The organism is Microbulbifer maximicatervae (SeqCode) (genome assembly GCF_052467695.1).
On record NZ_CP174320.1, the window covers coordinates 3,823,241 to 3,837,223 of the forward strand.

Genomic DNA, 13,983 nt, shown 5'->3' on the forward strand with positions numbered 1-13,983 from the left:
TTCCTATTTTGGGTAAGTTGCGGAGTTACCAAAATTGAGCCCGAACTACGATGTTCCACGCCAATGCTGACATTCGATTGCCGATAGGGTGACACTAAGGGATATATTCTGTGAGAGAAACGACATAGCAGTCTTCTGCTTTATGAAAATCAGTTGTCGTTTCCTACAAAAATCTCAATCCGGTCGACATTCCCGCTAGTATCCAGTACAGCAATTTGGTGCTTACCACTTCCCGGAAGTAGTGCCAGGTTTTCGTTTCCGAGGGTTTCGCCCTTGGGTTCACCGTTTAGGAACCAATAGCGCTTTCCCTGTCCGCCAATCGCGCTCAGAGTTAAACGCGGAAGTGGGGCATTTTTGCCGGTAGGTCGATACTGGTTACCATCTCCAGCTCCGATAATCTTTAGTGGAGTTCCTGTTGTTGCAGTCGGGGTGTAACACTCGGGAGCCGTCGGAGGAATTTGCTGGGCCCGGGTTTGGTTTGCGGGTAGCCAGGATTCCAGTTCTTTTGGCCAAAGGGCTAGGCTATGCCTTTCAGTAGTAGAATCCATACAACTGGGCTTTACCCGCATACCTTGCCGGTTTGCAAAGAAACTAAAGGTTTGTGCTGCCCACAGAGGCTCACCTTGCGGCGATAGTGTTCTGGGTGTGCGCCCTTGGATTAACCAGGCGTTGTGTTGCAGATGGCAGTGGCTGGTTTGTGTGAGCGTCTTCTGGCCCCCAAGCGGCCAACAAATAGTCTCTTGAGTTACTGAGTCTGGCTTTTTCAGGTGCTGTTGTTTGTTGTCTGGTAATGCGGCGATAACTGCGTTCAACAGAGGTGTGGCACTAATGGAGCCATAGTAACCGGGCAGGGGAGTGCCATCCGGTCGGCCTACCCAAATGCCGACGGTGTAGCCGGGAGTTACGCCAATCGCCCAGGCATCCCGGTAGCCGTAGCTGGTGCCTGTCTTCCAGGCGATATCTGCCTTGTTTTGCCGCACCAGATTGCGCCAACGGCGGGAACCTCCGCGATTGGAAGCGAGCATTTCAAATGTAATCCAAGCTGCCTCAGGAGACATCAGATGCCTTTCACGTACGGGCTCCTCGGGTAAATAGCGGGGAGCTGCAGTCTGGCCTCCCCGTGCCAGTGTGGCATAAATACCTGTCAGCTGGTCAAGACGAGCACCTACGCCCCCCAAAATCATGGCCAAGTTGGGTCTACCGCCACTGGGAAACTCTAGTGCTAGTCCGGCATTTTCCAGGGCTGCGGCCAATCGACCGGGGCCGTAATGTTCCAGTAGCTGAACTGCAGGAATATTGAGAGATTTCTGAAGGGCGGCAGTGGCGGTGACAGGGCCGGCGAAGCCTCGATGGAAATTCTCAGGGCGGTAATCGCCGTAGATAAGGGGCGCATCGCTGAGCAGGGAGGCGCTGTGGATCAGGTCCTCATCAATGGCAAGTCCGTACAAAAAGGGCTTGAGCGTGGAGCCCGGTGAGCGCACAGCCTTGGCCATATCCACATAGCCATAGCGACGCCCGTTACCAAAATGAGAAGCTCCCACATAGGCACGCACAGATAAATCGGAATTCTCCAAAACTACAACAGCTGCAGATGTTTTGGCTGGATAGCTATCCATATGATCGCGCAGAAAATCTTCCAATCCGCGCTGGATGTTTCCGTCGATTGTGGTGCGAATAACTTCTTGATCGCTGATGGTATTTACCAGTCTGCGAGCTAGGTGTGGGGCGTTTTGTGGGAATTCCAAGCGTTCCGCATAGACCTGCTCAAGTTGGGCGCGTTTAACATCCTCAGCGCTCCAGACGGTAAATGACTGCAGCCTATCCAGAACTTTGTCCCGGGCTTTTTGTGCCTTTAGAGGATGCCGATCTGGCCGCAGGCGGCTCGGAGCCTGAGGCAGTACAGCTAGCAGTGCAGCTTCCGCATGGGTAAGGTTGGAGGCTGATTTACGCAGGTATAGGCGGCTGGCTGCTTCCACTCCTTCAATATTGCCGCCGTAAGGTGCGAGGTTCAGGTACAGATCGAGAATTTCATTCTTGCTGAAGTGCCACTCCAATTGCAATGCACGAAATATCTGCTTGGTTTTGCCCGGCAGAGTTTTGCGGTGTGGGTCCAGTAGTCGCGCTACCTGCATGGTGAGAGTGGAACCGCCGGAAACGACTCGTCCATTGCGAAGGTATTGGACTGAAGCTCGCAATAGGGCTAGCGGATTTACTCCGGGGTGCCGATAGAAGTGTCGGTCTTCGTAGGTGAGAAGAGCTTCGATAAAGCGCGGTGATACATTTTCCCGAGATATTGGGTATCTCCAAACTCCGCGACTGTCGGCAAAGAAGCGTAGTGGTTTGCCGTAACGATCTGCAACGACCCGTGCAAAATCTTGAGTTTCGGGAAGAGGTGGAGGGAAAGCAAAGTCGAGCAGTAGCAGTACCGCTGTGAGGGCGGCGGGCGCAAGCAGCAGTGCGCGAACTCTGCGACTGCTGCTTTGCCAGGCTCTCTGGATAGTGGCCAACAGCTTCACTGTTTACCGATTACCCGCATTTGCGTTAGGGGATTTTCACCGATAGCGAAGCGTTCCGGTTTGTACATATCCTCTACGTAGGGTGGGGGCACCTGATAGTTGCCGGGGGTTACTGCGCGGGCGATATAGAAGAGATTGGTGGTTTTGTATCTCAGCTGATCCAGTGCCGCTACAAAGCGGTCGTCGCGATATTCAGTGTGTTGGATATTGTCCTGGGTGTCCTGCCACTGGGCGATATTTTTGCCATCGAACTGGAGTTCATCCACTTTGACACTGTCGGCCAGGTTTTGATTCTCAAGCTCAAAACCTGCGGGCAATAGGTCCACTACAAGTAGGTCGGGCAGGCGCTGGTCCGCATCAATTTGCAAACGCACCAGGTAAAGCTCGCCCTCACGAACCTGATTGGGAATGACTTCCGTGCCATCCAAATTGTGGTAGCTGCGTTTAATTCTGACACCTTTATCCATCTCCGCCTCAGGTGACTTCTTGCTGTAACCATTGATGGTAATTGCTGCATAGAGTTTTTCTATCTGTGCAGTTACCTCAAGTGCGCTGGCGGCTTCGCGGCCGCGGAATAATGTGCTGTGCGGGTTATCGCTATTGAGCTCGCGCAAGCCATCAATACTGGCCAAAGTCGCAGACCAGTTTGCACTGCTATTAAGTTGCAACTGTGCTCCAGCCATAAACACACTATTGCGCTCCTGGGTGCTGAGATATTGGCGACCGTGGAGAAGATCGGCCAGCTCGAACACCAGAGATTCCGTTTTATCACCTGCGAAATTGTGCTCTAAGAGCAGGGAGATCATTTGGGCCGTATCCCGTAGGTCTGATCCATAATCGCCATAGTAACTGCGGCGTTTGCGCTCGATTTTAAGCGCTTTTTGCAGGGCCTCCTGGGCCAGGGTGGCATCGCCCATGGTGTGCAAAGCGATTGCCATATGGAGGTTTGGTAAGGGAGATTGGGACAGGCTCGAGCCGCTTTCATAAAGGGTACGCAGTTGCCCGAGAGACACTTTTTGTACTCGTGAGAGCACATAGGCTGCGTAAGCTCTTGAGGCATAAGCATAGAAATCGGGACTATAGCTATAGCGTTGCTGATAGAAAGTACCGCGCTCACGGGTGTAGTCCTGCAGGCGCTTGAGTGCGGATTCCAGGCGGTTATTGTCAAATACGATTCCCTGGTCCCGGGCCCGCAATAGAAGATCGACTACATAGGCGGTTAGCCATTGGCTTTCGGAAGACTCGGAACTCCATAGGCCAAAGCTGCCGTTTCCTTTTTGCATACTGAAAATGCGTTCAATACCTGCGTCGATACGCTCGGCCCGTTCATTCTCATCCAGAGGTTCAAGGCCCAGTTTTTGCTGTCGCTGCGGCGTTGCCATGACTAGCGGGAAGGTCCGACTGGAGGTTTGTTCCAGGCAGCCGTAGGGGTATTGCAGCAGGTTGGATAGGTGATCCTGTAACTGCAGTTGCGGTCGGCTGTCCAGGGATACCAGGGTTTGAACAGTTCCAGGCATTAGGGAATCCAGGAAGCTGCTATCGGCACTGAAGCTCTCGCCCTGGGACAGGAGTCTGCGCTGGTTGCGTGTGGTTGCCGGCCAAGCGGGGCGCACGCCCAGGCGCCACTGCTGTTCGACATCGATATTATTTCCATCTTTATCGACGGCACCCTGCACGACCAGTTTGAACTCCGCATCTCCGGTGGCATCTTTGGCGGTGATAGGGAAGCGCAAAGTTTTGCGTTCACCATCCGCCAGTTCCAGCATCCGCTCACCCATTTCCAAATCTACCGCGCCCACTGATTGCATATTTACAGTGAGTTTCTGGGAGCGGCCACTTAAGTTATTGAGGTCAAGGGCCAGTGTGCTGCTATCACCAGGGGCCATAAAGCGAGGCAAGGCGGCTTGGGTGACAACCGGTGAGGCGACTGTTACTTCTCCGTCAGTGCTACCGAATCGGTCTTTGCTGAAAGACACCGCCATCAAGCGCAGCTGTCCGTTAAACTCCGGTAGTTGTAGCGCGACCTTTGCTTGGCCCTGAGTATCAAATTCAACGGGTCCTGAGAATAAAGATACTATTTGAACATCGGAGTTGGGCTCGTCGCCGCCTCGGGCCAGTTCCGCATCGCCGCCAAAACGTTGCTCCACCAGTTTGCCACTGTTGGATTCAATAATGCGATGATAGATATCCCTTACATCCACACCATAACGGCGCTGGCCAAAAAAGGCATCGAAGGGATCCGGGGTTTTGAAGCGGGTGATATTGAGTACGCCGACATCGACGGCGGCAAGGGTGGCCCAGGCTTTGCTTCCGTTTTGTTCGATAGAATTTTCGTCAGTAGAAATGGTAACTTCAATTTCCGAGCCGGGCAGGGCATTCGTGGGCGCTTCGAGTGAAATGGGCAGGCGCCGTGGATCGCGATTCAGGGGCAAGTGGGCGAGACCAAAAGCGCGATTGGGGGCGATACGCTCATTCTTGTCCGCAGGGCGCAGAGCAGTAACAGAAATATAGGTGTCGTGGCGATCCCACTCAGCAGAGATTGGGATTTCGATATTGGTGCCCGACTTTTCTACAGGTAGTCGTTTGGACCACAATAGTTGGTCGCTCTCCACCAACACCAACGCCTCTCCGTCAGCGGGCGGTACTATGGTGAGTTGCGCCAGATCTCCAGAAGAGTACCTTGGTTTATCCAGTGATAGGGCCACGGTATCTGGACGCGCAGCCTGGCCTTTGGCTACTTGATCCTTACGCCACCAGTAATACCAGTCCCGGCCGGCGTGGAAGCGTAAGCTACTGGTTGCCCCCGTATTGGTATCAGTGACTTCTAAGCGGTAGTGACCATGTTCCACTGGGACTGTGAGCTTCAGTGGCTGCTCTTCGGTGAATTGGAGCTGGCGACTGAAAGTTTCAAATTCAGCACTTGAGTATTCATAGTGCCAGCCCCGATTTGCAGAGTACTCCCAAAAGTACTGGCGGTCTTCGGAAATTAACACCGCTTTGAGATCCCGCCCGATAACAGGCTCGCCCTGTGCGTCGGCAACCACTATTTCAAATTCAGGCCTGCTGTTGGCTGATGGGTTTTCCTCTCCAAAATTTGGGCGAATACCTACCACCGGGTGTGTGGGCCATACCAGGACTGGATGTTGGCGAGTTACCGGGCGGCCGCCGGATTCGAACAGGCTGGAAACCAAGTTGATTTTCAGTGGGCTCTTTGCTCGTTTCCAACGGGAGGGCAAGGTCAGATTGCTCAACCCTTCCTCATTGAGTTCAATCGTAGGCGCATGAAACTGTCGCGTGGGCAAAGATTCATTAGTGTTCCCAAATAAGAACCCTTTCCACTGGGGGAAGGGCTCGCGATAGTGGCTAATTTGCACCAGAGTTTCCAGGCGGTTCTTTGCCGCTGGCGCACCATAGAGATAACTACCTTCTACTTGAAGTTCGAAAGATTCTTTATGGCCCTCTACCAGACTGCGCTCTTCACCGTCTTGCAAAACCAGCTTCATTCGCTCTGGCAAGAATTCTTCTACCTTAAATGGATATTTCACTTTGCGCCCATCGGCTAGCTCAACATCCAGGCGCCAGTCACCGGTAGGTGCATTTTGTGGAAGTGGGATAAGCTTTTCGTAGTATCCGGGCGCGCTGGCATGCCATGTGAATGCGCGCGCGCTGGTATTGTCCGGCTTTATGAGTTCTGCCTTGATCGGCAGGTCTTTGATATAGCGACCATCATAATTGCGCAGCAGCCCGCTCACCTGGATCGATTCATTGGGGCGATACAGATCTCGCGGGCCATACATGAAAAACTCCATCGGTCTCGAAGGGCGCTGGCCCAACTGAAAATCCGAAAGGTCCAATGCAGGTTCACGTAGGTCGAGTATGGAGAAGTGACCGGTATCAGGATCTCTTGCGATGAAGAAGCGCTGTGAGTCTTCCTGTTCCTGCGTCAGAGCAAAGCGCACCTGGCCGTCTTGGTCGGTTGTGTATTGCTGGATTAGCTCCCCTTTGTTGTTGAGCAGCTCGACTTCAATGCCCTTAAGAGCCTGCCCTTCATCCAGAGATGAAACATAGAGGTCAACACTGTTTGGATAGTACCGCGCATGAAGGCCTAAGTTGGAGATAGAGAAGTGGGTGACATCATAGAGATTGGTGTCATACACGCCTGCCGGCTGCATAACTGCGACATAGATTCCTGGTTGTTGCAGGGGCTTTATATGCCCGATAGAGAGGTCGAAATCTCGCTGGACGTATTTCTCCTTGGTGAGATCGAACTGGGCACTATAGACAAAATCGGCCACTTGATTGAGGGACTTTAAGCGATAGTAGTATTTTAGTGACTGGCTTTTGATCAGCCTGAAGAACTCGGAATAATGCTCAGGTTTCACTCTATGGAAGTGAATCTGTGCAGCCTCAACACTGACTGCAGTAACAGGTAGGCCGGGAGTTACCGTCGTGGGAAAAATACTTCCATTGCTGGCAAAGCTGATACTGGGCTCAATCCGTCGGGTGCGAAGCCTCTCCTGTTTCTCTTCCTGTAATTCCAAGCCGTTTTCGCCGGGCAGACCCGGGAGCACGGTGAGTTTATAGCGAGTATCTGGTTCAATATGAGGAAAATAGAGAATTTTCTGGTTATCGGAGAGAACCCAACCACCATCTACACGCTCGCCATCGTCACGGGATAGATTCAAGTAGGAGCCAAAATGGGCATTGCCCAGTAAAGGTTCAGAAAAGATAACAGCGATGGCCCGTGCATCTTTAAACGTCCGCTCCCCAACATGGAGGACCTTTAGAAAGTGATCCCCGGAGATTTGAGTACTGGCTCTGGCTGTGACTTGTGCAGGGGTAGCATCATTCTCTGTCAGCTCAGTAGAATTAGTTTCAGAAGTGCGCCGAACTTCATCAGCTTTCGAGCTTATTTCACTAGAAGAGGCCGCTTCTTTTTTATGCACTTTCTCAGTGGGGCTGAGAGCTTGTGCCTGGTTGTTACCCTCTTCAACGCTCCCGCCTTCCGCAAGCTTGGGGGTGTCAGCGAGTTTCTTCTCTGACTTTTCTTGTGAGCAAGCCATAGCAATAAGACAAAGAAGAATGACCGCAATCCAGCGTGGTGAGCGGTGAAGAGACATGGGTATTTCCTTATAGAATCCATTTAACGACGCACAATTTAGTCCGTCTTTAAATATGTCTCAAGTTTCCTCCATGGTTTCTGTGCTCGGTATCTACTTCTGATGCAAGTGTGTATCAATAGTGAGGCGGGATTACTGATGGCTGGAAAATAAATTTATGGAATGGTGGGGTGGCAATTAGGTGGCTTAGATAGTAAGTGACTTTTCTGCTCTATGGTTGTTGTGGTCAACTCCAAGCGGACACTTCTTTAAGCACATTTCTCAAATTCGATAGGGGCTAGGTCTCCCAGTGTTGTATGTATTCTTCGTGAGTTGTAATAAGCAATATAGGCTCTTACATCTGCTACCGCATCCTCCCTTGTCGGATAAAGGTTTCCCGTTAACCACTCCCGCTTCAGGCTGCTGAAGAAACGTTCAGTCGGTGCGTTGTCCCAACAATTTCCCTTACGGCTCATTGAACACACCATCCCCTGCTGACTCAATAACATTTGGTAGGTATGGCTGGCATACTGACTGCCACGATCAGAGTGATGCAGGAGACCTTTTGGGGGCGAACGCAAATTGACAGCCATCATCAACGCACGAGTTACCAGGGCCGTTTCCATCTTCCGATCTAGATGCCAACCAATAATCCGGCGCGAATAGAGATCAATCACTACCGCCAAGTACAACCAGCCCTGCGAAGTCCAAATATATGTAATATCAGTCGTCCAAACTTGATTTTTAGCACTCGGTGAGAACTCCCTATTTAGAAGGTTCTCTGCGACCGGCAGGTGATGTTTACTGTCTGTCGTCAGTGTAAATCGCTTCTTGCGCTTTACTGCCAAGCCTAGCTTTTTCATGAGCTTGCGGACTCGATAGCGCCCGACTTCAAAGCCTTCTTTACGTAACAGCTTCATTAACCGACGACTTCCCAGGCTCTGTCTAGATTCTGCAAATAGGGCCTTCAAACGATGGCATAGTTGCCATGTTTGAGCATCTATTGAGCTATTACCACGGCAACACCAATCGTAATAACCAGACTTACTTACCTGCATTACCCGGCAGAGCACCCTAACAGGAAAGCTGCCTTGCTGTTTTTCAATAAAGCTGTACTTTATTTCATTTCTTTCGCAAAGAAGGCGCTGGCCTTTTTTAGGATTTCTTTCTCCATCCGCAACTGCTTATTTTCACATCGTAATCGCTCTAATTCTGCGCGCTCACCTACATCCAACCTCACACCGTCTTCTTCCTGCTTCAGTTCCTTTATCCAGCGTCGCAGGTTATTGGCTGTTGTTCCTACAGCCTCTGCTGCTTTAGAAATTGAATACCCTTGCTCAGAGACTAGCGCTACGGCGTCTTTCTTAAATTCCGGCTTGAAATGCCGACGTGTACCTTTTGTTGTCATACTTCACCTCGCTTGGTAGTTTTACCATCTTAGCGAAGTGTCCGGAAGGATTAGACCACTACAGGTACTAAATTGGGGCGTGTAGTGTATTCGATAATCACTAGTTCAATTGAATCTAGCCGAAATAACGTTGTATCACTACACCTATGTTGGCTTCTTTTTACGTTTAAATAGCTTAATCCAGAAGATTCCTTCAAAGATAATGCCAAGAGCAAGGAAGATTACCCCTCCCACAGGGACTCCGAAAGCGTAGCAGGCAATCGCCGCAAATAAAAATAGCAGTGCGGTGGCAATTCTTTTCACTTTGATATCCCTTTGTTATGCCTCAGTACTAGCCTAAGCTTATCCTACTTCAAAGACTATACTGAATACCGGACTTAAACCCAACATAAATAATGCCCAAGCATAGAACTGTGGAACAGAAAGCTAAAGGCAGATAGAGTTTGTGATGGCCATGCCTGACCCTGTAAATCGTCACCACTATCAGCGAACTTAAGGCCAAAAGTGCCGATAAGCCTAGAGCCATAAAGATGACTTGAACTTCAGTAATACCATCATTTCCGGCAACTAGCGTCGGTTCTAAATACTTGGGGCCACTTTGCCTGGCAGCTGTTACAGCGGAGACACTTTTGGCTAAAAGCAGTTCGTTACCATTAAGCCCTCGCCAGTACTCCATAATGGAAATAAGAGTTGCTATTGAACTTGCTATAAGGCAAAGGCTGATTTTTGAAGCGGTAGCCATGATGCTTGAAGTTGGGGGCATACAGAATGTCTTATTTTGTCTTTCTATTGAGTTTGCTTTGCCAGAATGTGATTAGTAAGCAGGCAGCTAATGTAGGTATGAAAACGACTAAAGCCTGAAACATCAATATGGAGGCCTGGAGCTTCAGAATTTCACCTTCACCAAAAGAGTTATCGTAAATGTAATGTGCAGCCAGAGTATAACTTAGGCTGACTATTATAGAAGTAATCAGTGATCTTAGAATCATTGTTTTAGTTAACTATGATAACTCAGCTTGGATGGCCTTTAAGGATAAACTAAAGCTGTGTTAGATTTCTAAGGAAATTATTAATTGATTCTTGTAGTTCGTAATCCTCTGCACTGACAGAATAGATTTGTGCTTTATGGGCAAATTTCAAGGCTTTATCTTGATTGTTTAGCCTCAAAAAACGTTCAGCCATTTCCAGGGCAATTGAAGCTGAAAACAAAGGGAGATCTAATTTTATGGAGCAGTTAAGTCCCTGCGTGTATGCCTGTATTGCAGCCTCACAGCTTTCTGAAAAATCACCCAGAGCCTCCCACTGTAGGGGATGGTCTAGCTCGCCTCCGGCATATTTTGCGCATAGTCTCTCTAGCGAGTTGAGGGAGTCTTGGCACCCAGCTTTATCCCCAGAGGCGGATTTATTGACTATCTCAAGTGCGAGTCCATGTACATCATCGTAAAGTGGTGTAATCATTTAGAAATTAAACCCAAGAGATGAAATATAAAAATATCGATATAACAGTGGGTACTCTTTGGCAAGACGAGTCTTTTGTCTATCGTTGCCAGATATTAGAGGTTTTGACTTCGCAAGTTTAAGTACGTCCTCACCAAGCGGTGACTGGTATTGCTGTGAAGAGATCACTGGTGGCGACCGAGGTTTTTTATAAAGAGTCTCAGACCAGTCAGTCATCCTTACTCTTTCATATGTACTATCTTACTGTTAGGTGGGGTTATTTGAGGTAGCCTGTGAAAGTACTGATTGTTGGGGCTGGGCCCACGGGCCTTACAACAGCGGTCGAGCTTGCTCGGCGAGGGCTATTGCCAAGAATTGTGGACCGCAGGGATAGCGCTTCAACCCTTAGTCGAGCGGTGGGAGTTACTTCTCGCAGCCTTGAGTTGCTTTCACACTCTGGCGTTTCTGAAAAGTTGATTGCCGAGGGGATCGCTGTTCAGAGCGCATGCATTTACCTAAATACGAATTTAGCTCTAGAGTTTCCCCTCCATTCCAATCGGACCTATTTCCCCGCCATTCTTGGACTTCCTCAAGACAGAACTGAAGCTCTCATGGCTCAGGTTTTATCTGGTATGGGAGTCGAAGTTGAATACAGGAAAGAACTCAAAACCCTTACAGAGGAAAATAGTGGGGTAGTGGCTTTTTTTGATAATGGTGAAGAGGAGCGATTTGACCTAGTCATAGGAGCGGATGGTATTCGCAGTACTGTTCGTGAAGCTGCAGGTATCAGTTATCCTGGATTTGATTTGGAAGAAGTGTGGTCAATCGCGGATGTTGATACAGGGGATTGGCCTCCTAAAAGAAAGTTTACCTTGGTCAAAATGGAATCTGGCGTGGTCGCTGTTGCGGTGCCATTGGGAGAAGGCCGACACCGTCTGGTAGCTAGCTGTGATAATGCAATTAAAGCATTTCCGATGGCGGTGGATGTTAAGAGGGTTAGGCGGGAGGGAACCTTTAAAATCTCAATTCGACAAGCGGAAACTTACTCAAAGGGCAGGATACATCTAGCTGGGGATGCTGCTCATTGCCACTCTCCGGTTGGGGGGCGAGGTATGAACCTTGGGATAGCTGATGCAGCCGAATTGGCAAAACGAATCACTGAGGGGCAGCTCCTAGGCTACTCTGAATTGCGCCATCAAGAAGATAAAAAGGTTATTGAGGTAACTGAGCGTGGCCGGAAAATGATTACTGGACAATCCCTGAAAGCAAGATTTGAATTTCGAGCGTTAATCGCTGCCGCCAGTTCTATTCCTGCGGTGCGGAGAAAACTGGGGCAGTTTGCGGTAGAACTTTAGGGGCATTCCAACCTATTTTTTTAGTTTTACAGCTGTACCAAAGACAAGAATTTCTGAGGAGCCATCCATAATTGCACTTGTAGTAAAACGAATTCCTACCACGGCATCAGCGCCTTTTTGCCGGGCACTGTCACTCAATCTTTGAAAAGCTTTGTTTCTCGCTTCGGTCAGCATTTCCGTATAGCCTCGTATCTCTCCACCGACAATACTCTTTATACCTGCCATTAAGTCACGGCCGATATGTTTTGATTCAACAACGTTGCCCGTAACGATATCCAGTACCTCCGATATTTCTCTTCCTGGTACTGTTTCTGTAGTTGAAAAAATCATATCACTTCCTTAATTATAATTACCTATTTTTTGCTCTATTGGTGATCTTACCCTAACCTGGATCCGTTATGCGAATATATTTAATTGTTTGATGGTGGTCGAATGTTTGTTTTAGCTGCCGTGTCTTTTCTGGATTTTAGCTTTTATCTTACATTAAATGAGGTAGGGTTCCGGGGTGAAAAGTGTAATGATCATATAGGTCAGTAACTTTTGATGGAATATGAGTTAAATTAAAAGTAATCCAGTAATTGCTGAAACTTTCTCTATAGTAAGTTGTCCACTTTTATTTTGGTGTAAATTGGGAGGGAAATCAGTGCCCTTAATAAAGTCTCGGCTACTCAATGTAATAGCCCTTGCTGCGCAAAAGCGCGCAGTTATGACCTTAGATTAGAGAGGATTTGGTAAAATTTAGGTTAAAAATCCCTAGTGGGGTTAATGTGGGTACATAAAAGCTGCTTAAAATGTACTCCCTCATGACGTGCTTATTTCATGCTTTCTCCTTTCTTAAGGGGAGTAAGCACTGCCAATAACCAACATCTATCCACTGGTTAAATTTTCGGCCGACTTCTTTGAAATGAGCAACTTTTACCATTCCAAACTTCTCATGAAGTGCTACGCTGCCTGCATTTGGTAGAGCTATGCCGCAGATTACTGCGTGGACATTGAGTTCACTTAACTGTTTAAACAGTTCATTATAGAGCTTCGAACCCCAGCCTTTAGAAGAATAGTTCGTGTCCAAGTACACGGTAGCCTCCACCGAATACTGGTAAGCACAGCGTCCTTTCCATTTACTGGCATAACAATAGCCAATTAAACGGCCCTCATTCTCAGCAACTAACCAGGGAAGATTGTTTTTTGAGCATTCTTCGACTCGGTCGGCGATAATTTCTGCAGAAACTGGCTCTACCTCAAAAGTGATACAGGTATTCTCCACATAGTAATTGTAGATTTTAGCAATCCCAGCAGAGTCAGAAGCCTTAACTGCTCGTATCATACTGTTGTCTCTCCCTATGGTTGATAGCATTGGCCAGAGATTGGTGGTGAACTGACTAGCCAGATACCCGCTGGCTGGCTCTGTAAAGCTGTATTAATGCTTACTTTTCTTTTTACTATTTAGCGACTTTTCCATGGCCTTTGATTCTTCTAGTGTACGAACGGACCAATCTATTCGCTGCTGATCAGAGATTGTATCATAATCAATGTTATACAGGCTCCAGATCCCAGAGTCATCTTTAATAAACTGAGTGCCGTACCACTGTGGCCGACCAAGATTCATCATTAAGCGATCCCAAGTGGCCGCTTTTAGCCAATTAGCTTTATTCTTATCCTCTGCCAGGGTTGCTGCAATAGTGGCAAGAGCATGGGCCAGTCTTATATCTTCTGATTTATTACCATGCTGAAAGATAAGTGCCGCATTATAGTAATCCTTTGAGGTTCTGATTCGGCCTTCTGCTAGCATTTTTGAGACTTTTTTTCGTCGATCCTCGTCTTCTTTATTGAGTGAACTCCAGTCAATTTCACTGTGAGGTATATTGCGTGCATTTTGATCCTGGTTAAATAGTTCTGTTAGTTGGATATTTTCCGGCGTAGCTTTGTTGTTGTGAGAATCGTAACCCTCCTCTGTCCCAACAGCGAGGGAGGTATGAGCGACAAATCCAAGAAAAAGAGATAGATATTTAAGTGGGATATATTTCATATTGAACTCTACACGTCTGGCCATCGGAGTGATGGCAACTGGTAGTTTCTATGTGTGTGATAATTCTTTAGGGAAGCTTCATCTTCCTCCAAAAAGGGCAGACTTGATATTCATTAATTATCACTGCTGCTTTATGCTCTTC

At 48.5% G+C, this 13,983-nt stretch carries 10 protein-coding genes; 1 reads left to right on the forward strand and 9 read right to left on the reverse strand.

The genetic code is table 11. The annotated features are described in order from the left end of the window. Positions 1-149: 149 nt before the first annotated feature. From pbpC to ACJJI8_RS16855, 6 genes are all read right to left on the reverse strand, one after another. Positions 150-2,516 (reverse strand): penicillin-binding protein 1C, encoded by a 2,367-nt coding sequence (gene pbpC, locus ACJJI8_RS16830; RefSeq protein WP_444933093.1) that lies wholly within the window; start codon positions 2,514-2,516, stop codon positions 150-152. Further along, positions 2,513-7,636: an alpha-2-macroglobulin family protein gene (locus ACJJI8_RS16835; protein WP_444933094.1), complete on the reverse strand. Its 5,124-nt coding sequence runs from the start codon at positions 7,634-7,636 to the stop codon at positions 2,513-2,515. Before ACJJI8_RS16835 ends, pbpC begins: the two co-directional genes overlap by 4 nt. 248 nt (positions 7,637-7,884) lie before the next feature. Continuing rightward, positions 7,885-9,023 (reverse strand): IS3 family transposase gene (locus ACJJI8_RS16840; RefSeq protein WP_444933095.1). Its coding sequence is split into 2 segments (ribosomal slippage): positions 7,885-8,774 and positions 8,774-9,023, totalling 1,140 coding nucleotides; the frame shifts between segments, so codons are not numbered across the junction. 144 nt (positions 9,024-9,167) lie between these two features. Further along, complete coding sequence (locus ACJJI8_RS16845) at positions 9,168-9,326, reverse strand: hypothetical protein (protein WP_282932647.1); 159 nt, start codon at positions 9,324-9,326, stop codon at positions 9,168-9,170. 49 nt (positions 9,327-9,375) lie between these two features. Then, the gene (locus ACJJI8_RS16850; RefSeq protein ID WP_444933096.1) at positions 9,376-9,786 is read right to left on the reverse strand and encodes a hypothetical protein; all 411 of its coding nucleotides are present in this window, start codon (positions 9,784-9,786) and stop codon (positions 9,376-9,378) included. 275 nt (positions 9,787-10,061) lie between these two features. Then, a complete protein-coding gene (locus ACJJI8_RS16855; RefSeq protein WP_444933097.1) occupies positions 10,062-10,481 on the reverse strand; it encodes a hypothetical protein in 420 nt (139 codons plus the stop codon). Between the two features lie 272 nt (positions 10,482-10,753). On the opposite strand from ACJJI8_RS16855, the gene ACJJI8_RS16860 reads away from it, so the two are divergent. Further along, the gene (locus ACJJI8_RS16860; RefSeq protein ID WP_444933098.1) at positions 10,754-11,815 is read left to right on the forward strand and encodes an FAD-dependent oxidoreductase; all 1,062 of its coding nucleotides are present in this window, start codon (positions 10,754-10,756) and stop codon (positions 11,813-11,815) included. A 12-nt stretch (positions 11,816-11,827) separates the two neighbouring features. Here ACJJI8_RS16860 and ACJJI8_RS16865 read toward each other — a convergent pair whose 3' ends face one another. The 3 genes from ACJJI8_RS16865 to ACJJI8_RS16875 all read right to left on the reverse strand — a co-directional run bounded on the left by ACJJI8_RS16865 (position 11,828) and on the right by ACJJI8_RS16875 (position 13,841). Beyond that, the gene (locus ACJJI8_RS16865; protein WP_444933099.1) at positions 11,828-12,145 is read right to left on the reverse strand and encodes a heavy metal-binding domain-containing protein; all 318 of its coding nucleotides are present in this window, start codon (positions 12,143-12,145) and stop codon (positions 11,828-11,830) included. A 487-nt stretch (positions 12,146-12,632) separates the two neighbouring features. Beyond that, positions 12,633-13,139 (reverse strand): arsinothricin resistance N-acetyltransferase ArsN1 family B, encoded by a 507-nt coding sequence (locus tag ACJJI8_RS16870; protein ID WP_444933100.1) that lies wholly within the window; start codon positions 13,137-13,139, stop codon positions 12,633-12,635. Between the two features lie 93 nt (positions 13,140-13,232). Continuing rightward, positions 13,233-13,841, reverse strand: a complete 609-nt coding sequence (locus tag ACJJI8_RS16875) for a hypothetical protein (RefSeq protein ID WP_444933101.1) — start codon at positions 13,839-13,841, stop codon at positions 13,233-13,235. Positions 13,842-13,983 lie beyond the last annotated feature (142 nt).

Coding starts and splice junctions, on each gene's coding strand:
- ACJJI8_RS16835 (WP_444933094.1), bottom strand. CDS start 7,636: ATGTCTCTTCACCGCTCACCACGCTGGATTGCGGTCATTCTTCTTTGT.
- ACJJI8_RS16875 (WP_444933101.1), bottom strand. CDS start 13,841: ATGAAATATATCCCACTTAAATATCTATCTCTTTTTCTTGGATTTGTC.
- ACJJI8_RS16865 (WP_444933099.1), bottom strand. CDS start 12,145: ATGATTTTTTCAACTACAGAAACAGTACCAGGAAGAGAAATATCGGAG.
- ACJJI8_RS16850 (WP_444933096.1), bottom strand. CDS start 9,786: ATGCCCCCAACTTCAAGCATCATGGCTACCGCTTCAAAAATCAGCCTT.
- ACJJI8_RS16870 (WP_444933100.1), bottom strand. CDS start 13,139: ATGATACGAGCAGTTAAGGCTTCTGACTCTGCTGGGATTGCTAAAATC.
- ACJJI8_RS16855 (WP_444933097.1), bottom strand. CDS start 10,481: ATGATTACACCACTTTACGATGATGTACATGGACTCGCACTTGAGATA.